Annotated in this window: 22 protein-coding genes; 14 read left to right on the plus strand and 8 right to left on the minus strand. The window is 72.1% G+C overall.

The window, feature by feature from the left end; all coding sequences use genetic code 11:
• The first annotated feature begins 68 nt into the window (after positions 1–68).
• The 7 genes from ACIRJP_RS33235 (at position 69) to ACIRJP_RS33265 (ending at position 8,893) form a co-directional block, all read left to right on the plus strand.
• Positions 69–2,252: a HEAT repeat domain-containing protein gene (locus ACIRJP_RS33235; RefSeq protein WP_404182307.1), complete on the plus strand. Its 2,184-nt coding sequence runs from the start codon at positions 69–71 to the stop codon at positions 2,250–2,252.
• A complete protein-coding gene (locus tag ACIRJP_RS33240; protein WP_351260828.1) occupies positions 2,249–2,572 on the plus strand; it encodes a zinc-ribbon domain-containing protein in 324 nt (107 codons plus the stop codon). The genes ACIRJP_RS33235 and ACIRJP_RS33240 overlap by 4 nt, the downstream gene beginning before the upstream one ends.
• Before the next feature lie 121 nt (positions 2,573–2,693).
• A complete protein-coding gene (locus ACIRJP_RS33245) occupies positions 2,694–3,494 on the plus strand; it encodes a hypothetical protein (protein ID WP_404182310.1) in 801 nt (266 codons plus the stop codon).
• Positions 3,491–4,855, plus strand: coding sequence for an ATP-binding protein (locus ACIRJP_RS33250; RefSeq protein WP_404182313.1), 1,365 nt, complete (start codon positions 3,491–3,493; stop codon positions 4,853–4,855). Before ACIRJP_RS33245 ends, ACIRJP_RS33250 begins: the two co-directional genes overlap by 4 nt.
• A 135-nt stretch (positions 4,856–4,990) precedes the next feature.
• Positions 4,991–6,370, plus strand: a complete 1,380-nt coding sequence (locus tag ACIRJP_RS33255; RefSeq protein WP_404182316.1) for an FtsW/RodA/SpoVE family cell cycle protein — start codon at positions 4,991–4,993, stop codon at positions 6,368–6,370.
• Positions 6,367–7,824 (plus strand): peptidoglycan D,D-transpeptidase FtsI family protein, encoded by a 1,458-nt coding sequence (locus ACIRJP_RS33260; RefSeq protein WP_404182319.1) that lies wholly within the window; start codon positions 6,367–6,369, stop codon positions 7,822–7,824. Before ACIRJP_RS33255 ends, ACIRJP_RS33260 begins: the two co-directional genes overlap by 4 nt.
• A gap of 4 nt (positions 7,825–7,828) precedes the next feature.
• Positions 7,829–8,893 carry an amidase family protein gene (locus ACIRJP_RS33265; RefSeq protein WP_404182322.1) on the plus strand — a complete coding sequence of 355 codons (1,065 nt, stop codon included), beginning with the start codon at positions 7,829–7,831 and terminating at the stop codon, positions 8,891–8,893.
• Positions 8,894–8,918: 25 nt separating this feature from the next.
• On the opposite strand, the gene ACIRJP_RS33270 is transcribed toward ACIRJP_RS33265, so the two are convergent.
• Complete coding sequence (locus ACIRJP_RS33270; RefSeq protein ID WP_404182325.1) at positions 8,919–9,815, minus strand: ADP-ribosylglycohydrolase family protein; 897 nt, start codon at positions 9,813–9,815, stop codon at positions 8,919–8,921.
• A gap of 70 nt (positions 9,816–9,885) precedes the next feature.
• Positions 9,886–10,995, minus strand: a complete 1,110-nt coding sequence (locus tag ACIRJP_RS33275; RefSeq protein WP_404182328.1) for a ferritin-like domain-containing protein — start codon at positions 10,993–10,995, stop codon at positions 9,886–9,888.
• Positions 10,996–11,172: 177 nt separating this feature from the next.
• Here ACIRJP_RS33275 and ACIRJP_RS33280 point away from each other — a divergent pair, with 177 nt between their 5' ends.
• From ACIRJP_RS33280 to ACIRJP_RS33300, 5 genes are all read left to right on the plus strand, one after another.
• Entirely contained in the window at positions 11,173–12,108 is a 936-nt protein-coding gene (locus ACIRJP_RS33280; protein WP_404182331.1) for a diiron oxygenase, read from the plus strand.
• Between the two features lie 39 nt (positions 12,109–12,147).
• On the plus strand, positions 12,148–12,900 hold the full coding sequence (locus tag ACIRJP_RS33285) for a TetR/AcrR family transcriptional regulator (RefSeq protein ID WP_404182334.1): 753 nt from the start codon (positions 12,148–12,150) through the stop codon (positions 12,898–12,900).
• A gap of 17 nt (positions 12,901–12,917) precedes the next feature.
• Complete coding sequence (locus tag ACIRJP_RS33290; protein ID WP_404182337.1) at positions 12,918–13,184, plus strand: hypothetical protein; 267 nt, start codon at positions 12,918–12,920, stop codon at positions 13,182–13,184.
• A gap of 84 nt (positions 13,185–13,268) precedes the next feature.
• Positions 13,269–15,911, plus strand: coding sequence for a PQQ-binding-like beta-propeller repeat protein (locus tag ACIRJP_RS33295; protein WP_404182340.1), 2,643 nt, complete (start codon positions 13,269–13,271; stop codon positions 15,909–15,911).
• Between the two features lie 375 nt (positions 15,912–16,286).
• Positions 16,287–17,447, plus strand: a complete 1,161-nt coding sequence (locus ACIRJP_RS33300; RefSeq protein WP_404182343.1) for an NlpC/P60 family protein — start codon at positions 16,287–16,289, stop codon at positions 17,445–17,447.
• Positions 17,448–17,528: 81 nt separating this feature from the next.
• Here ACIRJP_RS33300 and ACIRJP_RS33305 read toward each other — a convergent pair whose 3' ends face one another.
• The 5 genes from ACIRJP_RS33305 to ACIRJP_RS33325 all read right to left on the minus strand — a co-directional run bounded on the left by ACIRJP_RS33305 (position 17,529) and on the right by ACIRJP_RS33325 (position 23,513).
• A complete protein-coding gene (locus ACIRJP_RS33305) occupies positions 17,529–18,767 on the minus strand; it encodes a styrene monooxygenase/indole monooxygenase family protein (protein WP_404182346.1) in 1,239 nt (412 codons plus the stop codon).
• 319 nt (positions 18,768–19,086) lie between these two features.
• Positions 19,087–19,737, minus strand: a complete 651-nt coding sequence (locus ACIRJP_RS33310) for an ATP/GTP-binding protein (RefSeq protein WP_266729720.1) — start codon at positions 19,735–19,737, stop codon at positions 19,087–19,089.
• Positions 19,718–20,128, minus strand: a complete 411-nt coding sequence (locus ACIRJP_RS33315) for a DUF742 domain-containing protein (RefSeq protein ID WP_404182349.1) — start codon at positions 20,126–20,128, stop codon at positions 19,718–19,720. The genes ACIRJP_RS33310 and ACIRJP_RS33315 overlap by 20 nt, the downstream gene beginning before the upstream one ends.
• On the minus strand, positions 20,125–20,601 hold the full coding sequence (locus tag ACIRJP_RS33320) for a roadblock/LC7 domain-containing protein (protein WP_404182352.1): 477 nt from the start codon (positions 20,599–20,601) through the stop codon (positions 20,125–20,127). Before ACIRJP_RS33320 ends, ACIRJP_RS33315 begins: the two co-directional genes overlap by 4 nt.
• Positions 20,598–23,513: a nitrate- and nitrite sensing domain-containing protein gene (locus tag ACIRJP_RS33325; RefSeq protein ID WP_404182355.1), complete on the minus strand. Its 2,916-nt coding sequence runs from the start codon at positions 23,511–23,513 to the stop codon at positions 20,598–20,600. The genes ACIRJP_RS33320 and ACIRJP_RS33325 overlap by 4 nt, the downstream gene beginning before the upstream one ends.
• Positions 23,514–23,877: 364 nt before the next feature.
• Here ACIRJP_RS33325 and ACIRJP_RS33330 point away from each other — a divergent pair, with 364 nt between their 5' ends.
• Positions 23,878–24,660: a protein phosphatase 2C domain-containing protein gene (locus ACIRJP_RS33330; RefSeq protein ID WP_404182358.1), complete on the plus strand. Its 783-nt coding sequence runs from the start codon at positions 23,878–23,880 to the stop codon at positions 24,658–24,660.
• A gap of 99 nt (positions 24,661–24,759) precedes the next feature.
• Here ACIRJP_RS33330 and ACIRJP_RS33335 read toward each other — a convergent pair whose 3' ends face one another.
• The gene (locus ACIRJP_RS33335; protein WP_404182361.1) at positions 24,760–25,242 is read right to left on the minus strand and encodes a MarR family winged helix-turn-helix transcriptional regulator; all 483 of its coding nucleotides are present in this window, start codon (positions 25,240–25,242) and stop codon (positions 24,760–24,762) included.
• 243 nt (positions 25,243–25,485) lie between these two features.
• Between ACIRJP_RS33335 and ACIRJP_RS33340 the strand changes: the two genes are divergently transcribed.
• On the plus strand, positions 25,486–26,340 hold the full coding sequence (locus ACIRJP_RS33340) for a lysozyme (protein WP_404182364.1): 855 nt from the start codon (positions 25,486–25,488) through the stop codon (positions 26,338–26,340).
• The last annotated feature ends 151 nt before the right edge of the window (positions 26,341–26,491 follow it).

Below are 26,491 nucleotides of genomic sequence, written 5' to 3' on the forward strand. Positions count from 1 at the left end.
AGCGTCCGACCCGTGGTGCACACTCCTCGCAGACACTGCTTCGTTGAAATGCGTGGGGAGGCGATGGGGTGTTCGCAGGGATCGACGAGGTCGACTGGGCCTCGATGGAGCACGCCTATGGGCCGGCCGGTGATGTGCCTGCGATGCTGCGGGGTCTCGCGTCCACCGATCCGGCGGAGCGCGAGGCGGCGCTGGACGGGATGTACGGGGCGGTTCACCATCAGGGGGACGTCTACGCCTGCACGCTGGCCAGTATTCCGTTCCTCTTCGAGCTGGTCGTGGATCCGGGCATCCAGGACCGGGGCAGCATCGTCGAACTGCTCACCAGCATCGGCGGTATCGATCTGGACGAGGACGACGAGGCCGAGATCGACGAGGACGAGATCGAGGGCGCGGCCAACTACGCGATGGCGGCGACCGCCGTCACGGCGGGCGCCGGGGTCTTCTTCGAGCTGATGGCCGACGAGGACCCGGGGGTACGGCTCAGCGCGCCGCTGGCGCTCGCCGCGCTTCACGGCCATCCGGACAAGGTCCTCGCGTTACTGCGGGAACGCCTGCCGATCGAGCCGGACGAGGAGGTGCGGCTCGCCCTGGTCGAGGCCGCGGGACGGGTCGCCCTGCGCCACCGGCTGCTGGCCGCGGAGGCAGCGGCCTGGCTGTGCCGGCTGACGGGCGAAGGGTTCCCGCCCGGGCTGCGGCTGGCCGCGCTGGCCCAGCTGGCCAGGTGCGCACCGGACGCACTGCCCGGCGATGTCGTGCGGGTGGTGACGGGGCTGCTGCGGCAGCTGCGCTCGGTACCCGGACGCCGGTCCGGGACGGCCCCCGCCCTCGACGCGCCGGCCGGTGCGTCTGCCGCGGGCGAGGCGGTCGCGGCCGTCGACGCCTACCCGGACGCCGCCGGGGAACCGCCCGCCGAGGAGCGGGCCCAGCCGGTGGCCCGGGGGAGCCGGCTGCGGGCGCTGTCCGACGAGGAGGCGCCGGTGCGCACCGGGCCCTGGACGGCAGACCTGCTGCGTACGCTGCACGTGGGGCTCGACGACCGGGTCGCCGAGCGGACGGCACTGCTGACGGATCAGCTGCGCAGCCCGGACCTCTGCCAGCGGATCGAAGCGCTGCGGATGTGCGGCGGGATGATCCGGACCTGGCGGGGCTCGTACGAGGAGCTCGTCCGGCTGGTCGGTGAGCAGCTCGCCACCCCCGAGCCACGGCTGGCCGAGGCCGCCGCGCACGTGCTGGAGGAGCTCTTCGGGCTCGCCGCGCCCGCCGCGGACGCGCTGGCGGCCCGGGTGGCGGCGGATCCCGGGGCCTGGGTGCGGGACTGGCCGAGCGGGCCGCCGGCGCTGGGCAGCGCGGTGAAGGCGCTGGCCAGGCTGGGCGACGCCCGTGCCGTGCCCGCGCTGGCCGCCGCGCTGGAGCGGCCCGAGGTGCCGCACGACGTGGGGTTCGCGATCGGCTGCCTGGGGGCGGCGGCGGCCCCGCTGGCCGGGGTGCTGCGCCGCCGGCTCGGCGAGGTCCCGCTCGACGAGCGGGTGCATGACCGGGCGGGCCCGCTGCTCACCGGCCTGGCAGCGCTGCGGGCGGACGAGGCGCTGCCCGAGGTGCTGCGGGTGCTGCACGGCGCGCCGGAGTACCGGGGCGAGTGGGTGCGTACCGAGGCACTGCGGGCGCTCGGCTCGTTCGGGCCGGCGGCGCGCGGCGTCCTGCCGGAGCTGCGTGCGCTGCTGCGGAGCCCGGGGGCCACTTCGGCGACCGAGGTCGCGAAGGCCCTGTGGGCGGTCGAGGGGGACGCCGAGGCCGTGCTGCCGGTGCTCGTCGAGGGCCTGCGGGCGGAGCGCGTGCACGAGCTGCGGGCCGCGGTCGACGCGCTGGGCCGGCTCGGGGCGCGGGGCTCGGTGGTAGCGCCGAGGCTGCGCGCGCTGCTGGCCCACGACGAGCTGTGGCTGCGGGTGGACGCGGCGATCGCGCTGTGGGAGGTGTCCGGGCGGGCCGACGAGTCCGTGCCGGTGCTCCTGGCGGCCTGGGAGCAGAACCGTCATGTGCGCGTCCGGGCGGCGGAAGGCCTGGCGCGGATGGGTGCCGCTGGTGCAGGGTCGGACGCGGCACATGTGCTGCTCGCCGAACTCGCCTCCGTACGCCGTCACAACGCGATGGACGGCGGGTACGGCAGCCATGACACATACGAGGACGAGAAGCTGCTGGCGCTCTGCCGGCGAGCGCTTCAGGCAAATACGGGGAAGGGACCCGCAACGTGATCATTTTCGGTACGCGAGGCTATCTGTACCAATTGGCGATACTGACGCTGGTCTGCGGGTGGTGCGGCAACCCGGCCGCGCACACGCTGCGCAAGAGGGTCACGAAGTTCACGCTCTTCTTCGTGCCGCTCTTCCCGTTCTCGACGAAGTTCGCGACCCAGTGCACGTTCTGCGGCGGTGAGCAGCAGATCCCCAAGGAGCAGGCCGAGCAGCTGCTGGCCCAGCACGCGGCCTCGCAGCAGGGCAATCCGTACGGGCAGCCGCAGGGGCAGCCGGGGTACGCGCCGAACGGGCAGGGACAGAACCCGTACCAGAGCTGACCCGAGCCGGTAGGCCCCTTGCCGGCACGAAAAACGTACGCTCTTGCCCGTATTAAATAGGCATTACGGACTTCCTTCCGAATAAGGTCTTGAGATCTGGGCCTCGGGAAGGGAGGGAGTCATGCGTCCGCGTCACGGGGTGCGGTGCCGCACTGCGGCGGCCCTCGGGGCCGTCGCCGGTATGGCGCTGCTGTCGGCCGGCTGCGGCAACGGCGGCGGGCTGCGGAGCGCCGGACCGACCCCGACCGCCGTCGGTCCCGCCCGCCTCTGGCCCGAGCTGCCGCCCGCCTCCGCCGCGCCGTACGACTACGGCGAGGGCGAGACCGCGCGCATCCCCGGGATCAAGGTGCCGGACGGCGATGTGCACCGGCTGGATCCGGTGGCGGTGGTGCAGGCCGGTCTGCGGGCCAGGCCCAACCGGTCCAGCGGCATGGCCGACCTGCCCGCCGGCACCGTACGGAAGATCAACGCCTGCCGGACCGAACCGGACGCCTGTCCCGTGCTCCGGCCCTACTACCGCGATCTGACCGGCGACGGCAGGGACGATCTGGTGCTCGGCATCCGGCTGCCCGACCACCAGCTCTCGGTGCGGGTCTACATGCCGGAGGCGGGCGGGGTGACCCGGATCCTGTCGACCTCGGACGCCGTGATCAGCGTCGAGCTGGCCGGGCGGGACCTGATCATGCGGGCACCGTCCGCGATCACCGGGTACGAGTACCGCACCGTCTGGTCCTGGGACGCCCGGCAGCGGGCGATGCTGCCGACGCAGGACGAGATCCAGCGCATCCCGTCGTCCCGAGCGCCGCGCCCGCAGCTCACGACCGCCCCGCCCAGCGCCGCCCCCGTCGCACCCACCGGCCCCGTCAGCCCTGTCAGCCCCACCGCGACGCCTTCCGACGGTGTCTCCGCGGAGCGCCGATGAACCGGCCCGGCGCGGGCGGGCCGCGCACGCGGCGGCGTCCGCGCCGGCTCCGGGTGCCTTCCTGGGCCGCGACGCTCACCTGGAAATCGACCGTCTTCCTCACCGTGATGTGCTGTGCGCTCGCCGCACTGCTGGGCGCGCTGGTCCACACCGAGGTGACCCGGCAGACCGTCGACCGGGCCCGCGAGAAGGCCCTGTCCCGGCTGGCGGACGTCACCGCCGCGTACGAGACCGGCGAGGCGCTGCCACCGGACGCCGGGATCGATCCCCCGGGACTGCCCGCCGCCCTGCGCACCCTGGCCGCCGGCGGCGATCGCGGCACTCTGGTCGGTGAGTACGACGGGCGTCCGGCCATGTGGGCGGCGGGCCCGGCGGACGGCCGCGCGCTGGCCACGCAGGTGGACTACACCCAGAGCGCCCGCACCATCGACAGCCTCGACGGGGCGATCCTCGGCTCCTCCCTGCTGGCCATCGGCGCCACCGTGCTGGTCGGCGCCTTCTCGGTCACCCGGGTCACCCGGCGGCTGCACCAGACGGCCCGGGTGGCCCGCCGGATCAGCGCCGGGGACCTGGACGCCCGCGTCGGCGACCCTCGTACCGCGGATCCCTCGCCCCCGCAGGACGAGGTCGCGATCGTCGCCGGGGCACTGGACACGATGGCGTCCACGCTCCAGCGCAAGCTCCAGACCGAGCAGCGCTTCACCGCCGATGTGGCGCACGAGCTCCGCACCCCGCTGACCGGTCTCTCGGCCGCCGCCGAGCTGCTGCCGCCGGGGCGGCCGTCCGAGCTGGTGCGGGACCGGGTCCGGGCGATGCGGGCGCTGACGGAGGATCTGCTGGAGATCTCCCGGCTCGACGCCCGCACGGAAGCCGTCGATCTCGATGTGTACGAACTGGTGCCGCTGGTGGAGCGGGTGGTGCGCGCGTCCGGGACGGCGACCACTATCCGTGTCGAACACCCGGAGGGCTCCGCGCACCTGCGCACCGTGACCGACCGGCGGCGCCTGGAACGGGTGCTGGGCAACCTGATCGCCAACGCGCACAGGCACGGCCGGCCCCCGGTGGTGCTGACGGTCGACGGACCGGTGGTGACCGTACGCGATCACGGCCCGGGTTTCCCGGACTATCTGCCCGCCGACGGCCCGCAGCGGTTCCGCACCGAGGCCGGCGGCAAGGGGCACGGCCTCGGGCTGACCATCGCCGCCGGGCAGGCCGCCGTGATCGGCGCCGGCCTGGAGTTCCGCAACGCCCCGGACGGCGGGGCGGTGGCCCGGGTGACACTGCCCGAGTACACCGGACCGGACGCCGGGGCGCCGGACGACGGGACCAGCACGAAGTCCGCACCCCGTCACGAGGAATGACGGCCCGCCGGAGCGCACTCCGACCGCCCCCGCACACCGCCGCCGCCCACCGGGCGGCCGTCCACCACTGCACCTTCGGACATACCTACTACGACATAAGGGAAATAGTCACCAGCTCTTGCTACGTTGCCTGGCATGACCGCAACGACGGCGGACGCACCCCCGCCCGATCTACGTCTGCCCAAGCGGCGCGGAGTCGAGCTGCTGCTCCTCATCGGGGCCGTCCTCATCTCCGTCTACGGCTACGCCGCCGTCGGCCTGGCCAAGAACAACGCGGTCCCGCCCGATGTGGCCGCTTACGGCGCGGGGCTGGGGCTGCTCGCCCTCCTCGCGCATCTCGCGGTCCGCTTCCGTGCCCCGTACGCCGATCCGCTGCTGCTGCCCATCGCCGTACTGCTCAACGGGCTCGGCCTGGTGCTGATCTACCGGCTCGACCTGGAGACGCCGAAGGACCAGGCGGCCCCCACCCAGCTGATCTGGTCCACGCTCGGGGTGGCGCTGTTCATCGCGGTGGTCGTCCTGCTGCGCGACCACCGGGTGCTCCAGCGGTACGCGTACCTCTCGGTCGCCACCGCACTGGTCCTGATGATCGTGCCGATCTTCTTCCCCGCGGTGAACGGTGCCAAGATCTGGATCCGGGTCGGCGGATTCTCCTTCCAGCCGGGCGAGTTCGCCAAGATCCTGCTCGCGGTGTTCTTCGCCGCGTACCTCGCCGCGAACCGCAACGCGCTCGCCTACACCGGCCGCCGGATCTGGAAGCTGCAGCTCCCCACCGGCCGGGTGCTCGGCCCGATCGTGGCGATCTGGCTGCTGAGCGTCGGCGTGCTGGTCCTGGAACGCGACCTGGGCACCTCGCTGCTCTTCTTCGGCCTCTTCGTGATCATGCTGTACGTGGCCACCGGCCGGACCGGGTGGATCGCGGTGGGTCTGCTGCTCGCCGCGGTGGGCGCGTTCGTCGTCGGCTCCTTCGAACCGCATGTGCACAGCCGGGTCCAGGACTGGCTCGACCCGTTCGCCTCCATCGAAGCCGGCCAGGGCCCCGGCCAGCTGGCCCAGTCACTGTTCGCGTTCGCCGCGGGCGGGATGCTGGGCACCGGACTCGGCCTCGGCCACTCCATCCTCATCGGCTTCGCCGCCAAGTCCGACTTCATCCTGGCGACCGCGGGCGAGGAGCTCGGACTGACCGGGCTGACCGCGATCTTCCTGCTGTACGCGCTGCTGGTGGCACGCGGCTACCGGGCCGGACTCGCCCTGCGCGACCCCTTCGGGCGCCTCCTCGCGATCGGTCTCGCCTCGATCCTGGCGCTCCAGGTGTTCGTGATCGCGGGCGGGGTGATGGGGCTGATCCCGCTGACCGGCATGGCGATGCCCTTCCTCGCCCAGGGCGGTTCGTCCGTCGTCACCAACTGGATCATCGTGGCGCTGCTGATCCGGGTCAGCGATCAGGCCCGCAGACCCCAGCCCGGCCAGGCGGAGACCGGGATCATCGCACCGGTCGCGCGGGACGAGCGGTGATCCGCTACATCCGGCGGGCCGCCGGGCTCCTGCTGGTGCTGCTCGTGGCGCTGCTGCTGAACGCCGCCCGCATCCAGGTCCTCGACGCCGACAGCCTGGACAACAACCCCGCCAACCGCCGCCTCACCATCGCCCGTTACGACCAGCCGCGCGGCAAAATCCTGATCGGCGGCAGGTCCGTGACCGGGTCGAAGAACACCGGCGAACAGCTCAGGTACGAGCGCACCTACGTCAACGGCCCGCTGTACGCGCCGGTGACGGGCTACGCCTCGCAGACGTACGGCACGACCCTGATCGAGAACGCCGAGGACTCCATCCTCTCCGGCACCGACTCGATGCTCGCCCCGTTCCCGCTGTGGAACGAGATCACCCGCAGCCAACAGCCCGGCGGCGACGTCGTCACGACCATCAAGGACTCGATGCAGCGCGCCGCGTACGAGGGGCTCGGCGGCCGGCGGGGCGCGGTCGCGGCCGTCGAACCGTCCACCGGGAAGATCCTGGCGCTGGTCTCGACCCCCTCGTACGATCCCGGGCAGATCTCGGGCACCGGTTCGTCCGTCACCGACGCCTGGGCGCGGCTCAACTCGGCGAAGAGCCTGCCGATGCTCAACCGGGCGATCCGGCAGACCTATCCGCCGGGCTCCACCTTCAAGATCGTGACCGCGGCGGCGGCGCTCGACGCGAGGGTCGTCACCGATCCGGACGCGGAGACGGACACCCCGTCCCCGTATGTGCTGCCGGGGACGTCGACCACGCTGCCCAACGAGGCACGGGGCTGCGAGAACGCCTCGCTCGCCGAGGCGATCCGGGTCTCCTGCAACACCGTGATGGCGGAACTGGGGGTGCGGGTCGGACTCGAAGGCATGGTCGACGCGGTGCGGAAGTTCGGCTTCAACGACACCGGGCTGAGGATCCCCTCGGGGGTGGCGAAGAGCAACTTCGACACCGACATGACCAAGGACCAGCTGGCTCTCTCGTCGATCGGGCAGTTCGACACGACAGCGACCCCGCTCCAGATGGCGATGGTGGCGTCCGCCGTGGCCAACGGCGGTGATCTCAGGTACCCGCACCTGGTCGACCGCACGACCACCCGCAGCGGCTCGACCGTCCACCAGACCGGTTCGCGCACCTACCACCGGGCGATGAACCCGCGCACGGCGATGCAGTTGCGGGAGATGATGGTGGATGTCGTGGAGTACGGCACCGGGTCCAACGCCGCGATCGACGGGGTGACGGTCGGCGGCAAGACCGGCACCGCACAGCACGGCGTCGACAACTCGGGCCTGCCGTACGCCTGGTTCATCTCCTGGGCGCAGGCGCCGGATTCCGCCCAGCCCGCGGTCGCGGTCGCGGTGGTCGTCGAGGACGCGGCCGCGAACCGGGCGGACATCAGCGGCGGCGGCAGCGCGGCCCCGATCGCCCGTTCCGTCATGGAGGCGGCCCTGCGAGACTGACCGGATGGATGAGGCCGGGGCGGTGCGACGGGCGCTGGAGCGCATCGCGCGGGAGGATCCCCGCCTGTGCGCCTTCATCGAGGTGTGGCCCGAGCGGGCGCTCGCCGACGCCGGGCGGGCCCGTGAACTGCCGCTGGCCGGGATGCCGTTCGCGGTCAAGGGGCGTACCGGCATCCGGTCGTACGCGGCCCGGCGGCTGATCGCGGCCGGTGCGGTGCCGGTCGGCGCGACGTCGGTGCCCGGACCCGGCACCCCCTGGCAGACCTGGGGCCTCGGCGCCCACGGCCGTACGGTCAATCCGTGGCGCCCCGACCGCACCCCCGGAGGCTCGTCGGCGGGTTCGGCGGTCGCGGTCGCGGCGGGTCTCGTGGGGCTGGCGACCGGCAGCGACGGGGCGGGTTCGGTGCGGATCCCGGCGGCGTGGTGCGGGGTGTTCGGCCTGAAGACGACGAACGGTCTGCTGCCCTCCCCCGACCGCACCGGGCTGGCCTCCGCCGGGGTGCTGACCCGGTCGGTGGCCGGGGCCCGGACCTGTCTGCGCACTGTCCTGGACGTGTACGAGCCGGTGCCGCCCGCCCTCCCCGTACCGGCCGTCTTCAGCCCCGGTCTCGGGTACGCGGATGTCGACCCGGAGGTCGCGGCGGTCGTCCGGGGCGCGGTGGAGCGGCTGGTGGCGGCCGGGGTGGTGCGGCTGGTGGACCGTACGTGCGAGCTGCTCGACCCGTGCGAGGCGTGGTTGTCGGTCCGGGGCGGGTCGCCGTCGCCGCGCGCCGAGGAGATCAGGCACGCGAACGACACGGTGCTGGACGCCCTGTTCGCGCGTACGCCGCTGCTGCTCACGCCGGTCACGCCCAACCGCCCGCACGGTCACGACGGTCCGGGCGAGCTCTACTCGACCGCGCTGACCTGGGCCTTCAACCTGAGCGGCCACCCGGCGGCCAGTGTGCCCGCCGGGTTCACGGCGGACGGCTGCCCGGTCGGGCTCCAACTGGTCGCGGAGCGCGGAGCCGATGTCCCGCTGCTCGGGGTGGCCGGTGCGGTGGAGGACGCGCTGACCGCGAAGGGCTGACCGGGTCGTACGCGGGCGCGCGGCCTCAGCCCAGCGGTTCGCGGCGCTTCAGCCAGGTCTCGGGCACCCCGTCGACCCCGGTGACCGCGCCTACGACGCCGCCGGTGATGGCGCAGGTGGTGTCGACATCGCCGAGGCCCTCGGCCGTCGCCCAGAGCGCCGCCTCCAGGTCCTCCGGGTGCCGGGCCGCCGTCCACAGGGCGAACGGGACGGTGTCGTCGGCGCGGATCCGCTGTCCGTTGCCCAGCAGATCGGCCGCCTTCCACGGCTCGGTGGCGAAGGGTACGTCCACGGCCCGGCGCAGCCCGTCCCGTACGAGCCCCTCCGGGGTCCGGGCGGCGACGGCGGCCAGGGTGAACTCTCCGCGCACCGAGAGCGCCGCCGCGACGGCGACCGCCACCGCACCCGCGATCCCCTCCGGGTGCGCGTGGGTGACGGCCGCCTGGAGTGCGGCCTGCGCGGCGGCGAGTTCGACGTCCTGGTGGAAGTGGGCGCCGAGCGGTGCGACCCGCATCGCCGCGCCGTTGCCGAGGCTGCCGCCCTCGAAGAGCTCGGGCGCCAGGGTGCGCCAGTCGGCCGGCGAGGTCAGCAGTTCGGGCAGCAGGATGTGCATGCCGTGGCCGTAGCCGCGGGCCGGGTCCGCCTCGAAGGCGAGAGCGAAGCAGAGCGCGAGGCGGTCCTGCTCGACCCGGCCGTGCTCCTCGACGACGCGCATCAGGGTCCGTGCGAGCGCGGTGTCGTCGGTCCAGTGCCAGACCGGCTCCTCGGGGGTGCGACGCGCCTTGATCTCGTGGAACGCCCGGCGGGGCTCGCGGAAGAGCGGGAACCACCGCTCGCCGAACGCGTCGCCCAGGGACAGTCCTTCGAGGCTCCGGCGGGCGGCCGCGGGGCCTGCGGCGGGGTACGTGGTCGAGGTCGTCATGCCCGGCATACTCCCCCGCCCGGACCGATGGCGTACATACGACCGGCCCCCGCGAAGGCGCCGCTTCCGGTCACTCGCCGGGTGCGCCCTGGGCTATCGCCTCCTCGACCTCGGCGACCCTGGCCTGCTCCTCCGCCGCGAAGCGGTCCCGGTCCAGCTGCTCGGCTATCTCCTCGTCCTGGGTCATCAGCAGGTCCAGGTTGGAGTCGCCGAGGTCGAAGACGCCCATGTCGACGTAGGCCTTCTGGAGCCGTTCGCCCCACAGGCCGATGTCCTTGACGCACGGCACTATCCGGCTGAACAGCAGCTTCCGGAAGAGCTGGAGGAACTCCGAGTGCTCGGAGAGGTCCTTGGCCTCCTGCTTGGCGATGCCGAAGTTCTCCAGCACCTCGACGCCGCTGAGCCGGTCCCGCATCAGGTAGCAGCCCTCGATGACGAACTCCTCGCGCTCGCGCAGTTCGGCGTCGCTCAGCTGCTTGTAGTAGTCGCGCAGCGCCATCCGCCCGAACGCGACGTGCCGGGCCTCGTCCTGCATGACGTACGCGAGGATCTGCTTGGGCAGCGGCTTGGTCGTGGTGTCGCGGATCATGCCGAACGCGGCCAGCGCGAGGCCCTCGATGAGGACCTGCATGCCGAGGTAGGGCATGTCCCAGCGGGAGTCGCGCAGGGTGTCGTCGAGCAGGCCCTGGAGGTTGTCGTTGATCGGGTAGAGCATCCCGACCTTCTCGTGCAGGAACCGGCCGTATATCTCCGCGTGCCGCGCCTCGTCCATGGTCTGGGTCGCGGAGTAGAACTTCGCGTCCATGTCGGGGACGGACTCCACGATCCGGGCCGCGCAGATCATGGCGCCCTGCTCGCCGTGGAGGAACTGGCTGAACTGCCAGGAGGTGTAGTGCTTGCGCAGCTCGCCCCGGTCCTTCTCGGTCATCTTCGCCCAGTGCGGGGTGCCGTACAGGGTGAGGACCTCGTCGGGGGTGCCGAGCGGGTCGGTGGGGTCGACCTCCAGGGACCAGTCGATGCGCTTGTTGCCGTCCCACTGCTTGTCCTTGCCCTTCTGGTAGAGGGCGAGCAGGCGTTCGCGGCCGTCGTCGTAGTCCCAGCTGAAGCGGGCGGCGCCGGAGGCGGGCACCTGCCACGACGGCGCTGCGGGGGCGGTGGTGTAGAGGTCGTGAGTCGACACGGACGGCTCCTTCGCCTGGCGTGTTCCGGCAATTCCCTTGGCGGTTGCGTCAGTTGGCAGGTTCACACGTTGGTAGACACCGGGTCAACAAGTCGCACGCAAGGGATTGACGGCTCTGCTGACGAGGAGTCTCATAAGGAGTGACCGCCGGTAACCCATGTGCGAGGTGCCCCCAGCATGACCACAGTGAGCGAACGCGACGTCCAGCTGCTTCGCGACGCACTCGGCCCGCTCCGGGACCGCGAACAGATCGCCGAGCGGCTGCTCGACTCCTCGGCCAAGCACTCCTTCGACCCGGACAGGGAACTCGACTGGGACGCGCCGGTCGAGGACGGCAAGTGGTTCTGGCCGCCCGAGCTGGTCTCGCTCTACGACACCCCGCTGTGGCGGAAGATGTCCGAGGAGCAGCGGATGGAGCTGTCCAGGCACGAGGCGGCCTCGCTCGCCTCGCTGGGCATCTGGTTCGAGATCATCCTCATGCAGCTGCTGGTCCGGCACATCTACGACCGGCCGGTGACCAGCAATCACGTCCGCTACGCGCTCACCGAGATCGCCGACGAGTGCCGGCACTCGATGATGTTCGGCCGCATGATCAAGTGGGGCGGTTCGCCCGACTACCCGGTGCCGCGCGTCTATCACAACCTCGCGCGGGTGCTGAAGACCATCTCCACCACTCCCGGTTCGTTCGCCGCGACCCTGCTCGGCGAGGAGATCCTGGACTGGATGCAGCGGCTGACCTTCCCGGACGAGCGCGTCCAGACGCTGATACGCGGCGTGACCCGCATCCATGTGGTCGAGGAGGCGCGGCACGTCCGCTACGCCCGCGAGGAGCTGCGCCGCCAGATGGTGACCGCCCCGCGCTGGGAGCGCGAGCTGACCCGGGTGAGCTGCGGCGAAGCGGCCCGCGTCTTCTCCGTCTGCTTCATCAACCCCCAGGTTTACGAGAACGTCGGCCTGGACCGCCACGAGGCGGTCGCCCAGGTGAAGGCGAGCGGCCACCGGGCGGAGGTCATGCAGTCGGGCGCGAAGCGGCTGACGGACTTCTTCGACGACATCGGTGTGCTGAACGGTGTGGGACGCAGGCTGTGGAAGAGCTCCGGGCTGCTGGTCTGATCCGGTCCGGTACGAGGGAAAGGGCCTAGGCTTCGGCATATGACCCCTGCTGCCGCCACCGCGCCGCCGGCCCGCGCGTACCGAAGGCTAGGCGTCGAGGAGCGCCGCGCCCAGCTCCTCGGCGCGGCCCTCACCCTCTTCGCCCACCGGGCCCCCGACGAGGTCTCGCTCGACGAGGTCGCGACGGTCGCCGGGGTGTCCCGTCCGCTCGTGTACCGATACTTCCCGGGCGGGCGGCAGCAGTTGTACGAGGCGGCGCTGAGGTCCGCCGCCGAGCAGCTGATCCTGTGCTTCACCGAGCCGCCGGTGGGCCCGCCCACCGAGCGGGTGACCCGGGTGCTCGACCGCTACCTCGCCTTCGTCGACGAGCACGACACCGGTTTCAGCGCGCTGCTGCGCGGCGGCTGCGTCGTCGAGACCTCCCGTACGTCGGCGATCGTCGACGAGGTGCGGCGCGCGGCGGCCGAGCAGATCCTGCTGCACCTGGGCAGCGGCGAGGCGGCCGGCCCGAGGCTGCGGATGATGGTGCGCACCTGGATCGCGGCCGTCGAGGCGGCGTCGCTGATCTGGCTGGACGAGGGGAAGCAGCCTGCCGCGGCCGAGCTGCGCGACTGGCTGGTCGACCAGTTGATGGTGCTGCTGGCGGCCACCGCGGCGACGGACCCGGAGACCGCGTCGGCGGTGGCGGCACTGCTGCCGCTGGAGACCGCCGCGGGTCCGGCCGGACGGCTGGCCGAGCGGCTGGTGCCGGTCCTCGGCGAGGCGGCCCATCTGCTGCCCGAGGACGGCTGATCGGTCAGACTGGGGCGGTGCGAAGCGAGAACACCGCCTTCACCGGCGGCCCCCTGGACGGCCGGGTACTGCCCGTACTCGTCGGCCCGACCGGCCATCCGCCCAAGTGGTACGAGGTCCCGGTACCGGCCGCCGACGGCGCTCCCGCCACCGTGTACGCGTACCGCAGGGTACCGGCCGGCCACAGCAAGCGGCTGGGGCTGCCGCGCGGCTGGGTGTACGAGTACGCCCCCGGCGGCCGAGAGCGGCACAGCCCCAAGTGGCCCTGGTCGAAGCGGGACTGAGGGTATGCGGTCCGTCGGGGCACCGGTCACTCGGTCTAAGATCGACGCTCTGGTGCTCAGGCACGGTCAGCGAGGGGGTGCGCCATGGAGGCGCTGCGTCAGGACGATCCACGCCGCTTCGGCCCGTACACCGTGCTTGCACGGGTACGCGAGACCGCGAGCGCCGTGCAGTACCTAGCGCACGTCGCGGCCTCGCCGGACGCGGTGGTGATCACCGCCGCCCGCCCCGAACTTGCCGCGCTGCCCGCCTTCCGGCGCCGTTTCCAGGCGGAGGCCCGCACCGCGGACCGGCTGACCGGCGGCTGGGTCCAGCCGCAGCCGGTCGGCCCGGAAGACGCCACGGACGAGGCCACGGACGAGGACCTGCTGTGGACGGCGGGACCGTACGTACCCGCGCTGACGCTCGCCGAGGCGATCGAGGCCACCGGACCGCTTCCCGAGCGTGCCGTGCGGATACTGGGCGCGGGGATCGCCGAGACCCTCTCCCGGGTCCACGCCACCGGAGCCGTGCTCCAGGGCCTGGCCCCCCGGACGGTGCTGCTGGCCGGGGAGGGGCCGCGCCTCACCGCGTTCGGCCCGCTGGGCGCGGCGGCTGCCGCCGAGGCCCGGTCCGGCGGCCAGTTGTCCGTACGACTCGGCTATCTGACCCCGGAACAGGTCACGGGCGAGGAGCCCGGACCGGCTTCCGACCTCTTCGTGCTGGGCCTGCTGCTGGCGTACGCGGCGACCGGCACGACCCCGCTCGCCGACGGCCCGGCCGCCGAGGGCGCCGAGCGGATCGCCCGCACCGCACCCGAACTCGGCGCGGTTCCTGAGGAGTTGCGCGACCTGATCGCCCGCTGCCTGGAGAAGGACCCGGCCGACCGGCCGAGCGCCGCGGCGGTGGCGACCGAACTCGCCCTGGAGGGCGCGGCGGGCCTGGCGAAGGGCGGCTGGCTGCCGGAGGCGCTGGCGGCCGCGGTGGCGGAGCAGGGGGCGTGGGCCCGGGAGACGGTCGCGGCCGGGGTGGACGGGCCGCCCGCCGAATCGGCCGAAGGTACCGTGGCCCCGGCAGACGCCCCGGTGGACGCCCCGCCCGGCGAGCCGGTGGACAGCCCGCCGGGCGCACCGGCCGACGGGGCCGAGGCCGTCGAGCCGCTCCCGCTCCCGGACACGCGGACCGCCCAGTTCGGGAACCTCGCGCGCCGGGCCCCCGGGACCGACCGGCCGACGACCCAGCTCTCCGTCCCGCCCGAGCTCACCGGCCGCCCGGCCGACCCCGCCCCGGGGCCCCTCCCCTCCGGACCCGCCGGACCTGCCTCGGCGCTCCCCGGCGGGGTGCCCGCCGTGCCCCCGCCGATGGTCGCTCCGGCCCCACTGCCGATCCCCGCAGGGCGCTCCGCGCTCTCCGCCGCACGGCCCGCCTCCCCCGCCGCCGGCCGGCGCACCCTGCTCATCGGGCTCGCCGCCGGGGCCGCCGGACTGATCGCCGGCGGAGGCGGTGCCCTCGCGCTGGGCGGAGGTGACGGGACGAGCGACGACCCCAAGCCCGCGCCGAGCCACGGCGGCCCCGCTGTGGCGGGCCTGCCGCCGCAGCCGCGCTGGGTGTACACGCATCCGGCGGCGGAACCGGCACCGCTCACCGCCGCCGTCTGGAACGACCGGCTGCTCGTGCTGACCGGCAAGAACGGCGCTACCGCCGTGGACCTGCGCACCGGGCGCCGGGCCTGGCAGAACGCGGACGCCGCCGGCGGAGAGGCCGCGCTCCCCGCCGGCAAGGACCTCTGCTTCGTCGCCACCCCCTCCGGCTTCCTCTGGTTGTCGCCGAAGGACGGGAAGCCCGCGCACCGGGTGGAACACGCGGCACTGTCCCCCCAGACGCCGAAGCTGTCCGCCCCGGCATTCGTCGGCGCGTCCGGGCCGGTGATCTGGTTCACCGGCTCCGAGACGGTCACCGTCAAGGCCCCGCCGCCGAAGAAGGGCAAGAAGCGCGGCAAGGACAAGCAGGTGGTCAGGGCCTATCTCTTCGCGTACGACATCGTGCGGCGCGAGCAGTTGTGGCGGGCCCCGGTGCCCGCGGGACGCGCCCCCGGCACCCCCGTCCACCGGCTGATCGCGGTCGGCGAGAACGACCTGGTGGTACGTCAGAGCCCGGCCACCCTCACCCCCGGCGACGTCAGGGCCGCCAAGGGCAAGGCCGTCTTCCGTAGCTTCGACCGCAGGACCGGCAAGGCGCTGTGGACCAAGCAGTTCGGCACCGTCGCCCCGGACGCGGCGGCCATGGGCGACGACCAGGGCCTCCTGTACGCGGCGGTGGGCGACGACCTCCAGGCGTTCGAGACCCCGGCCGGCAAGCCGAAGTGGACGCTGAACGGCACCAGCGGGACCCCGTACGGCACCCCCGTGGCCACCGGCGCCGTGCTGCACACCACCAACCGCAACCAGGAAGTCGGCGCGGTCGAGCGGGAGACCGGGCGGCTGCGCTGGCGCCGCTCGACGGAGGCCGCGATCGGCACCGCCGCGCCCGCCGTCACCCTCAGCACGACCGGCCGCACGCTGCTGGCCTCGGACGGCTCCCAGGTCACCGTGTTCGCGGCCGAGGACGGCCGGCGACTGTGGAAGTTCCAGGACATCGGCACCCAGGACCCGAAGGGCCCCACGGTCACCGCCCCGTACCGGGTACTGACCTCCGGCCGGACCGCCGTCGTACAGCGCGACCGGATCTTCTACGCGTTCCCGGTCGCCTAAGGGCTGTCCCGTAATCCCGGGCGGGCGTGCGACGACAGCCACGGCACCTCGCCGCGTTGTCGGAACGCCCGAATACACCCAGTATTCGGGCGTCCCTCCGCCTTGCGGTGCACCGCGCCTGACGCCGCACGCTGATCCACCAGGGATCACGGGACAGCCCTTAGGGTCTTTCGTTCGGATCAGGCCGGATCAGGCACGCGAGCCCGGCATGGTCCAAACGAGAGGCCCTGGGGACGCCTTGTGGAGCGTCCGGGCGAACCCGGCCACCGCCACGCCACGCAGTTCTTGCATCTTCCGGGACCGAGTGAACGTATTGTCACGTTGCGCTCACTTATGGGGTAGCCCCATGGTCGCCCCGTCATCGGAGGTGATGTCGTGTCGGGCGGAGTCCTGCGTTCGGTCTGTGCCGCGGCCCTGACCGCAGTCGTCGCGGCCTCGCCGGCGGCCGCCGCGGCGCCGGCCCCGGGCCCGGCCGCGGGTGCGAACAGGAGCGTCGCGCAGCTCCTGTCCGAGCTGCGGAAGCTGTACCAGCAGGCCGAGGAGGCCACCGAGACGTACAACGGGACCAACGCGGAACTGAAGAAGCGCGCGGCGCAGGCGAAGAAGCTCGACGCCGAGCTCGTCACCGCCCGGACCGCGCTGGCCGACAGCCACGACGAGGCCGGACAGCTCGCCCGGGAGCAGTATCAGGGGCGGTCCGACTTCTCCGCGTACATGCGGCTCCTGTTGTCCCGGGATCCCGAACACCTGCTGGACCAGGAACATGTGATCCGGCGTGCGGCGACCGCACGGGCGGCGAGGGTGAAGCGGCTCACCGGGGCCGAGAAGCGTGCCGACGAACTGGCCACCGAGTCCCGCAAGGTACTCGACCGGCAGCAGGTGCTGGCCGCGAAGCAGAAGAAGCAGCGGGACACGGTCCGGGCGCGGCTGAAGGCCGTCGAGTCGATGCTGGCCAAGCTCTCCGGCTCGCAGCTCACCGAGCTGTCCCGGCTCGAACAGCGGAACGTGAAGAAGGCGCAGGGCGCCCTGGCCGCCTCGGGGGCCCTGTCCTCGACCCGGCCGCCGTCCGAAGCGGGCGGGGAGGCGGTGAAGTACGCGATCGCGCAGGTCGGCAAACCTTACGTGTGGGGCGCGGAGGGGCCCGACTCGTTCGACTGCTCGGGGCTCACCTCGCGGGCCTGGGCGAAGGCCGGCCAGGTCATTCCTCGGACCTCGCAGGAGCAGTGGCGGCAGCTGCGGAAGGTCCCGGTGAACGCGCTGCGCCCCGGTGACCTGGTGATCTACTTCCCGAAGGCCACCCATGTGGCGCTGTACATCGGCAACGGCCTGGTGGTGCAGGCGCCCCGGCCGGGCTCGAAGGTGAAGGTCTCGCCAGTCGGGTCGAATCCGCTGCTCGGCGCCGTACGGCCCGACCCGCGGAACGCGCCGCTGTCCTCGTACAAGCCGCCGCGGCTCCCGCAAGGGGTCTCGGCGGGCTCGGACGCGGGGTACAGCTCCTCGTCGGCCCCTTCGGCCTCCTCGGCCTCCAGGAAGTAGACGGCGCGGAACGGAGCGCCGGCAGGGCCGGGTCCGGTCGGATGTCCGACGGCACCCGGCCCTGCCGCGGCTGTCGGGCGCTTACGCCGCGCCGGAGACCTCGGCCAGGTACGCGTTCGTCTTCTCCGGGTCGAAGAAGAAGTTCTCGAAGTCCGCCGGGTTGTTGAAGCCGTTGGCGAAGCGGTCGGCGACCGGCTGGAGCTGACCGGCGGCGCCGATCAGGTTCAGCACGTGCTCCGGCGGAACGCCGAGCATGGCGTTCGTCCACTTCGTGACGTGCTGGGCGGTCTCCCAGTAGCGGTCGAAGGTGGCCTGCATCCAGTCCGCGTCGAACTCCCGGTCACCGTGCTCGATGATCGAGTCCAGGTACGCGTTGGCGCACTTGGAGGCCGAGTTGGAGCCCTGGCCGGTGATCGGGTCGTTGGCGACGACGACGTCCGCGACGCCGAGGACCAGACCGCCGCCGGGCAGCCGGCCGATCGGCTTGCGGACGGTCGGCGCGTATCGGCCCGCCAGAGTGCCGTTGGCGTCGGTCAGTTCGACCTTGGTGGCGCGGGCGTACTCCCACGGCGTGAACCGCTCCATGAGCTCCAGCGTCTTCGCCAGGTGCTCGGAGGGGTCCTTGATGCCCTTGAAGACGTCGAGCGGGCCGCCCGGGACGCCCTCCCAGAACAGGATGTCGGCGCGGCCGGACGTGGTCAGGGTCGGCATCACGAAGAGCTCACCGACGCCGGGGACCAGGTTGCAGCGGACCGCGTCGAAGTCGGGGTGCTCCGGGCGCGGGCCCATGCCGTGGACGTACGCGACGGCCAGCGCGCGCTGCGGGGCGTCGAACGGCGAACGGGAGGCGTCCCGGCCGAACATGGAGACCAGCTCGCCCTTGCCCGCGGAGACCATCACCAGGTCGTAGGTGCGGGAGAAGTAGTCCAGGTCCGAGACGGCCGCACCGTGGATGACGAGCTGTCCGCCGCGCTGGGCGAACGTCTCCATCCAGCCGGCCATCTTCACGCGCTGGTCGACGGACTGGGCGAAGCCGTCCAGCTTGCCGACCCAGTCGACGGCGCGCGAGGAGTCCGGAGCCGCGACGGAGAGGCCGAGGCCCTCGATGCGCGGGGCCTGGGACTCCCAGAAGTTGAGCTGGTAGTCACGCTCGTGCTGGAGCGCGGTGTGGAACATGCACTGCGTCGACATGACCCGGCCGGAGCGGACCTCGTCGGCGGTGCGGTTGGACATCAGGGTGACTTCGTACCCCTTGGACTGCAGTCCGAGGGCAAGCTGGAGTCCGGACTGGCCGGCTCCGACTATGAGTATCTTCCGCATCGCGGTTCTCCGTTGTATGTGGCTAGGTCGGGTCGTCGGACTGCCGCCGTCGCCCGAAGGGCGGCCGGGCGGCGTGCGGTGCCTGCGGTCGCAAGGCGCCGGAAGGTCCTCGGACGGGGTCTCCCCTGCTCGAACGCAGTTGAGAACTCGGGGAAGGAGTTACTGGGGCCTTTCGGCAACGCCGCGAGCGTGCGTGCCCCGGACGCCGCGCGGCAGGCGGCAGTCCGACGGCCCGGCCCAGGGCCTCTCGTTTGGATCACACCGGGCTCGCGTGCACCCGGTGCCGCGCCCTGATCCGGCCTGATCCAAACGAAATACGCTAGGCGGGGGTGGCGTCCAGTGCGTGGCCGACCAGGGCCAGCAACGACTCGACGACGGTGATCCTGTTGCGCGCGTCCATGATCACAACAGGTACGTGCGAGGGGACGGTCAGGGCCTCCCGGACATCTTCGGCCTCGAATCCGGGCGTTCCCTCGAAGTGGTTGACGGCCACGATGTACGGCAGACCGCAGCTCTCGAAGTAGTCGAGTGCGGGGAAGCAGTCGGCGAGCCGACGGGTGTCGGCCATCACCACGGCGCCGATCGCGCCGCGCACCAGGTCGTCCCACATGAACCAGAAGCGCTGCTGGCCCGGTGTGCCGAACACGTACAGCACGAGGTCGTCGTCGAGCGTGAGCCGGCCGAAGTCCATCGCGACGGTCGTGGTGACCTTGTCGGGCGTCGCGGAGAGATCGTCGGTCTCCTCGCTGGCCTGGGTCATCATCGCTTCGGTCTTCAGCGGGGTGATCTCGGAGACCGACCCCACGAAGGTCGTCTTGCCCACGCCGAAGCCTCCCGCGACCACGATCTTCGTGGCGATGGGAGCCCTGGTGTGATCCAGCTGCCAGGCCTGGAGCGACTCCTCGGCCTGGTCCTTGGCGCCCGGCTGACGCGGGGCGAAGAGCGGCGACTCAGAGACGGCGGAGTCCATTGAGCACCCTTTCGAGCAGTGCGTGGTCGGGCTGGCCGGTGCCGTGACCGGTCCCGTACACGCGGATCTTTCCTTGGTCGGCCAAGTCGCTGAGCAGTACCCGGACCACGCCGAGCGGCATCTTCAACAGGGCCGAGATCTCCGCGACGGTACGCATCCGACGGCAGATTTCGACGATGGCCTGGAGCTCCGGCATGATGCGGCCCAGGTTGCCGTTGGTCAGCTCGCGGCGTTCCTCGGGCGCTTCGAGCGCGGCGACGAACGTCTCGACGAGCAGGACGTGGCCGAAACGGGTACGTCCGCCGGTGAGCGAGTACGGACGGACCCGTGCGGGCCTTCGGTCGGACCCGCGGACGGGGAGCCTGCGGGCGGTTTCAGCAGCGGGCTTCACTGGGTGCTCTCCATCGATTTGCGCAGTTCACTGCGGAGTTCGGGGGTGAGTACGTGTCCGGCCCGGCCGACGAAGAGCGCCATGTGATAGGCGATGACGCTCATGTCGCAGTCCGGGGTGGCGTGCACGCCGAGGAGCGAGCCGTCGCTGATCGACATGACGAAGACGCTGCCTTCGTCCATGGCGACCATCGTCTGCTTGACGCCGCCGCCGTCCATCAGCTTGGCGGCGCCGATGGTGAGGCTGCCGATACCGGAGACGATCGTCGCCAGGTCGGCGCTGGAGCCCCTGGGGCCGCCCTGGCCGTCGGTCCGGGCGATCAGATGGCCGGGGTCGGAGGAGAGCAGCATCAGCCCGTCGGACGAGACGACGGTGACCGAGTGGACCCCTGGCACCTCCTCCACGAGATTGCTCAGCAACCAGTGAAGGTTACGGGCCTCGGTACTCAGCCCGAATGTGCTGGGCGCAGTCAACTGCGTGCCTCCTCGACTGTGTCCCCCGACTCGTCGGTCCGATCGGTCCGGCCGCCATGGAGGCCGGCCGCCTCACGGTGTTCGGTCTGTGCGGGGCGTGCACCGGGTACGGGGGCTACCGGGAGCGTGCTCTCGGCGATCTCCGCCTCGACGTCCCGGCGGCCGTCCTTCGCGCCCTGGTGGAAGCCGCCGAGCCGGCGGCGCAGCGCCTCCTTGTCCAGGCTGCCCTTGCGCTCGGCGGTGGGTGCTGTGGTGGGCTTGACGACCTTGGGGGTGCGCTTGGGCAGCCCCTTGTCGGTGACGCGTTCGGCGGGCTGCTGGGGCTCGGCCCGGGGCGGGGGCTGAGGGTGCTGCTCCGGCTGCCGGGGGCCGGGCAGGGCGTCGGCCACGGGGGTGTGCGCCGGGGCGGCGGGGTGCGGCTCCGGGGCGCCGTCCGCGGTGCGCTCGTGGCGGTCGGGGCCGATGGTGTACGAGTCGGGGGTTTTGGCCCGGGGGGCTTCCGCGGACTCCGGCACCACCGGGAGCCGGACCTGCATCGTGACCTCGGCCTCCGTCTCGGCCGGGGCCTGCGCGGGGGCCTGCGCCTGGGCGGGCTCGGGGACGACGGCCGGCTCGGGGGCTGCGGCGGGGGCCGGTTCGGCCTCCGCCTCGCGGATCGTCTGCTCAGCGGCGGCGATCAGCGGGTCGTCGGGCAGCGCGAGGGTACGGCTCGGCAGCGCGTTGGAGTTGGCCTCGGCGACCGACCCCGGCAGGTTCAGCGCGGGGGCGTCCCCGGAGACCTTCGCCGGCGGCGGGGTGGCGGCCGGGGGTGCCTTCGGCAACAGGGCCTGCGGCAGCACGACGACCGCTGTGACCCCGCTGCCCTTGTGCTCGCGCAGTTGGACCCGGACGCCGTGGCGCGCGGCCAGCAGGGAGGTGACCTGGAGGCCCAGGCCGGCCCCGTCCGCGCCCTGGTCCCCCACCTCGAAGAGCGTGGGGTCGGCGAGACGGGTGTTGAGCTCGCCCATCCGTACGGCCGACATCCCGATGCCCTCGTCCTGGACGGAGAGCATCACCTCGCCGCTCTCCAGCAGCCAGCCGGAGAGCTGGACGTGGGAGTCGGGCGGGGAGAAGGAGGTGGCGTTCTCCAGGAGTTCGGCGACCAGGTGGCTGAGGTCGTCGGCGGCGAAGCCGGCGATCTGGGCGTGCGGCGGCAGGGACTGGATGGTGACCCGCTCGTACCGCTCGATCTCCGACACGGCCGCGCGCAACACGTCGACCAGCGGGATCGGCCCCGCGTGCCCGTGGCCGTGCTCGGCGCCCGCGAGGACCAGCATGTTCTCGCTGTGCCTGCGCATGACGGTGGCCATGTGGTCGAGCTTGAACAGGGTGGCGAGCCGCTCCGGGTCGTGCTCGCGCTCCTCCAGGTTCTCGATGACCCCGAGCTGGCGCTCGACGAGGCCGAGGGTGCGCAGCGAGAGGTTGACGAAGGTGTGGTGGACCGTGTTCTTCAGCCGCTCCAGCTGGGCGGTGAGGTCGGAGGCCAGGACCTGGAGCTCGGCGCGCTGGAGGGTGAGGGCCTCGCGCCCGGCGAGCAGCTCGCCGTGCTCGGCCCGGAGGGTCTCGTAACGGCCGTTGAACTCGGCCAGGAGCCCCTGGAGCCTGCCGTGCAGGCTGTTGAGGGACCGTACGACCTGGGCGAACTCGTCGTTGCGGCCGGTGTAGCGGATCGGCTCTGCGGCGTCGGGCTCGGTGGCGAGGCGGGCGGCGCCGATCCGCAGCACGGCGAGCGGCTGGGTGAGGGTGCGGGCCACCGCGGTGGAGACGACGACGGCGATCAGCAGGCAGCCGCCGAGCAGCGCGATGCGCAGTTCGAGCGCGGTGACGTCGTCGTCGCGCAGCTGCTCCAGGCGCTGGATCTGTTCGGTGCCCAGGGCGGATTCGACGCTCCGCATCCGGTCGATCCGCGCGGAGAGCGCCGCGCCGGCCTTCTTGCTGCTGGTCCGCTGGTCGGAGTCGGACAGCTCGGGGCGGTCGGTGAGGGTGTTGAGGTACTTCTCCGCACTGTTGACCTCGGGCCCGGTGACGGTGGACGACAGCTTGTCGCGGGCGGTGGAGCCGGCGGCCTGGTCGAAGTCGGCGAGGGCGGCGAGTTCACGGACCCGGGTCTGCTGGGCGGCGGCGCTCAGCTCGTCACGGGTGCGGTCGTCCTTGTCGCTGCCGCTGTCCTCGGTCGGCACCGGCAGTCCGGTCACCGGGTCGAGCTGCGGGACGGTGACCTTGCGGGGTACCGAGAGCGCGGCGATCAGCAGCCCGCGGGTGGCGGAGGCCTGCTCGGTGGCCTGGCCGAGGGCGAGCGGGGCGCGGGTGGCCTCGGCCGCGCGCGGCGGGGTCTTCTCGGCGAGTTCGTCCGCGAGCGCGTGGAGCTTGGCGATGACCTCGGAGTAGGCCTGGTGGGCCTCCAGTGCCGTGCCCTTGCCGCTGAGCGCGTCGCGGCGCAGGGACGGGATGGTGGAGAGGTCCCGGCGCAGCGCGGCCGGGGCCGTGGGCCGGATCTCGTCGATTTGCTGGTCGACGCGGGCGCTGCGGCTGCGGGAGTCGTCCTTGCCGCCGGACGCCTCGTCACTTCCGGACGCGATCCGGGCGGTGACGTCGTCGCGCTCGTCCGCGAGGGCGTGGGCGAGGGCGATGGCCTGCTGGTTCAGCTCGGCGAGGGTGACCAGCCGCTGCGATTCGTTCAGTTCGGAGGAGGCGGCGAGGATCGCGGGGGTACCCGCCGCGATGACCGTGATGCCGACCACCGCGACACCGGCGACCAGCCGGCTCCGCACCCGCACGGGGCGCCGGGTGTTCCCGCTCTCGGCAGGTGCCGGTGGCGTCGCCCCGGAACCGCTCTGCTTGCCGCCCTTGCTCCGAGGCCGCTTCTTCTGCACCGGTGCTCGCAATCTTGACTCGTCCGCCTTGAAGCAGAGGTGACGCACGGTCACATGTAACGAGCGCCCCGACCCCTGGTACGGCTTCTGACCATTCCAGTGCTTTTGAGAGGGGGGCGCGCATCAACCACTCCGCCACCTGAACGAGTGAACATCACTCCAGAGTTGGCGAACAAGTTTGCCCCGGAGGCGCCTCGGCCACACCTGGTGCTTGGGCTGGAACTTCCGCTCAGGCTTTGGCAGGATGCCCGCCCGCACGCCCAACGGAGCCACTCCTTCCGCTCCAGGCGCTCGCCTGACCTGCTGGTACAAACCAATTCCGGCCGGGTGCAGGGCTCGTGAAGGCGACGTGCAGACTGGTCGTATGCGCATCGAACTGGCAACGGCCGCCGGCAACCCGGAACGCCCGAACGAGGACTGGGCCGCCACCTCTCTTCCCGCTTCCGGCCAGGGTGGGGCACTGGTCGTGCTCGACGGGGTGACGCCGCCCCGGGGCGACGACGGTTGTGCGCACTCGGTCGCCTGGTTCACCGCCCGGCTGGGCGGCGCACTGATCGAACTGTCCGGTTCGCGGCGGGATCTGACCCTTCAGGAGATCCTGGAGACATCCATCCGACGCACCGCCGACACGCACCGTTCCCTGTGTGACCTTTCTCACGTGCGTACGCCTCAGGCGACTGTCGTCATGGCGCGCTGGGACGACCACGGGGTCGAGCATCTGGTGCTCTCCGACTCCGTACTCCTGTTCGAGTCGCACGATGGGAGCGTGCGCCCCCTGCTCGACGACCGGCTCGACCGCCTGCCGCCCGGTTCGCTGCGCACCGAGGCACTCGCCGACTCCTTCCGGAACAAGGAGGGCGGCTTCTTCACCGCCGCCGCCGACCCTTCCGTGGCGGCCCGCGCGATCACCGGCCACACCCCGCGCGACCGGGTGCGGGCGATCGCCGCGCTGACCGACGGGGCGGCCCGCTGGACCGAGATGTTCCACGAGGGCGACTGGGCGGACTGCCTCGGGGTTCTCCACAAGGACGGGACCCAGGGGCTGATCGACCGGGTCAGGGCCCTGGAGTACGCGGACACCGGGCGCAGGCACCTGCGCCGCAGCAAGACCCATGACGACGCGACGGCGGTCTACGCGGTGCTGTGACTGCCGCTCGCACAGCGCCTGTGAACTACTGCTCGCGCGGTGCTGTGACAGCGGTTCAGGCGGTGCTGCGAGGCACACCGGAAGGCGCCCCCGCCCGCGTCAGTCCTCGGCACGCTCGTTCAAGTGGTGCAGCAGCCGGGCCAGTTCGGCCACCTCGGCCCGGTCCCAGTCGTCGAGCTTGCGGACATAGCGCTCACGGCGGGCATCGCGCACGCTGCGGTAGCGGGCCAGCCCCTCGGCGGTGAGGCGGACCAGGAAGGCGCGGCCGTCGGCCGGATCGGGTTCGCGGGCCACCAGTCCGAGGTCTTCCAGGGCGCGCAGTTGACGGCTCATGGTCGCCTTGCCCACCCCGAAGTAGGCCGCCAGATCGGTGGCCCGCTGCTGCCCGGCCGACTCCAGCCGGACGAGCAGTCCGTACGCGGCAGCCTCCAGATCCGGATGGACCTCGCGCGCCATCTCGCCGGAATTGGACCGTGCCCGGCGCAGAAAGACGGCCAACTCCCGCTCCAGAGCGAGGAATGCGTGGTCCACACCACTTCCGCCGGTCGCGCCGGGTTCACTACCGCTTTCGCTCCCGTGCACGTCAACACCCCTCGTGAGCTTTCCTGTCACTGAAAATTTCTTTCGCCGCTGGTCATCGCCGCAGCTCCGCCAGTATTTCGCAGGCGTAGACCAACGGCAGCTACCAGGCCCCCTTCCGCAGCACGGGTCTACGTGCGTAGCGTCAGCCCTGGCATGTTCACACCATTACATGCCGGCAGGGGTGCGCTCCGCGTCCCCCTGGGATCAGCACGTCCCCCCACCACGTCCCTCGGAGGCACTCCCATGCCGGTGCTCAGATCCACTTCCAAGACATCCCGCCGCTCCCGCTTCGCGGCGGCCGGGACCCTGCTCGCAGCCCTCTCACTGCTCCTCACCCTGCCCGGCGCGGCGAGCGCCGCCGCCGGCCAGGACGCGGCGGCCGCCAAGAAGCCCGCCCGCGGCACGGCCACGATGGGCATGGGTGTCATCACCCACGACGGCCAGGACGGACTGCCGCGGGAAACCCTCGCCGCCCAGACCGAAGGCGTCGACGTCTCCGGCCACCAGGGCAACGTCGCCTGGTCGACGCTCTGGAACAGCGGGGTGAAGTGGGCCTACACCAAGGCCACCGAGGGCACGTACTACAAGAACGAGTACTTCGCCCAGCAGTACAACGGCTCCTACAACGTGGGCATGATCCGGGGCGCGTACCACTTCGCCACCCCGAACACCACGAGCGGCGCCACCCAGGCCAACTACTTCGTGGACAACGGGGGCGGCTGGTCGCGGGACGGCAAGACGCTGCCCGGCGTGCTCGACATCGAGTGGAACCCGTACGGCGACCAGTGCTTCGGCAAGACCGCGGCCGGCATGGTCTCGTGGATCCGCGACTTCGTGAACACGTACAAGGCGCGCACCGGACGCGACGCGGTCATCTACACCGCGACCAGCTGGTGGAAGACCTGCACCGGCAACAACGCGAGCTTCGGCACGACCAACCCGCTGTGGGTGGCCCGCTACGCCTCCACGGTCGGCGAGCTCCCGGCCGGCTGGGGCTTCTACACGATGTGGCAGTACACCTCGTCCGGCCCCACCGTCGGCGACCACGACCGCTTCAACGGCGCCCTCGACCGCGTACAGGCCCTCGCCAACGGCTGAGTCCGCCCGCCACGCCCTCGCGGCCCACCGCTTCACACCGTAGAGCCCCGGTTGGTCCTTGAGTTCTAGTGGTCGTCGCAACACCCCAGCTCAGGGGATGCGATGGACTTCGAGATCCGGGAGGACCGTCACCGGAAGGGACGCCGTCTGA

This window comes from Streptomyces sp. NPDC102437 (genome assembly GCF_044765565.1).
In the GTDB taxonomy this organism is placed as follows: Bacteria; Actinomycetota; Actinomycetes; order Streptomycetales; family Streptomycetaceae; genus Streptomyces.

What these genes read in the sequence shown, in the direction of transcription:
- ACIRJP_RS33245 (WP_404182310.1), top strand. Translation starts at nt 2,694, where the DNA reads ATGCGTCCGCGTCACGGGGTGCGGTGCCGCACTGCGGCGGCCCTCGGG.
- ACIRJP_RS33250 (WP_404182313.1), top strand. Translation starts at nt 3,491, where the DNA reads ATGAACCGGCCCGGCGCGGGCGGGCCGCGCACGCGGCGGCGTCCGCGC.
- ACIRJP_RS33255 (WP_404182316.1), top strand. Translation starts at nt 4,991, where the DNA reads ATGACCGCAACGACGGCGGACGCACCCCCGCCCGATCTACGTCTGCCC.
- ACIRJP_RS33265 (WP_404182322.1), top strand. Translation starts at nt 7,829, where the DNA reads ATGGATGAGGCCGGGGCGGTGCGACGGGCGCTGGAGCGCATCGCGCGG.
- ACIRJP_RS33270 (WP_404182325.1), bottom strand. Translation starts at nt 9,815, where the DNA reads ATGACGACCTCGACCACGTACCCCGCCGCAGGCCCCGCGGCCGCCCGC.
- ACIRJP_RS33280 (WP_404182331.1), top strand. Translation starts at nt 11,173, where the DNA reads ATGACCACAGTGAGCGAACGCGACGTCCAGCTGCTTCGCGACGCACTC.
- ACIRJP_RS33285 (WP_404182334.1), top strand. Translation starts at nt 12,148, where the DNA reads ATGACCCCTGCTGCCGCCACCGCGCCGCCGGCCCGCGCGTACCGAAGG.
- ACIRJP_RS33295 (WP_404182340.1), top strand. Translation starts at nt 13,269, where the DNA reads ATGGAGGCGCTGCGTCAGGACGATCCACGCCGCTTCGGCCCGTACACC.
- ACIRJP_RS33305 (WP_404182346.1), bottom strand. Translation starts at nt 18,767, where the DNA reads ATGCGGAAGATACTCATAGTCGGAGCCGGCCAGTCCGGACTCCAGCTT.
- ACIRJP_RS33310 (WP_266729720.1), bottom strand. Translation starts at nt 19,737, where the DNA reads ATGGACTCCGCCGTCTCTGAGTCGCCGCTCTTCGCCCCGCGTCAGCCG.
- ACIRJP_RS33330 (WP_404182358.1), top strand. Translation starts at nt 23,878, where the DNA reads ATGCGCATCGAACTGGCAACGGCCGCCGGCAACCCGGAACGCCCGAAC.
- ACIRJP_RS33340 (WP_404182364.1), top strand. Translation starts at nt 25,486, where the DNA reads ATGCCGGTGCTCAGATCCACTTCCAAGACATCCCGCCGCTCCCGCTTC.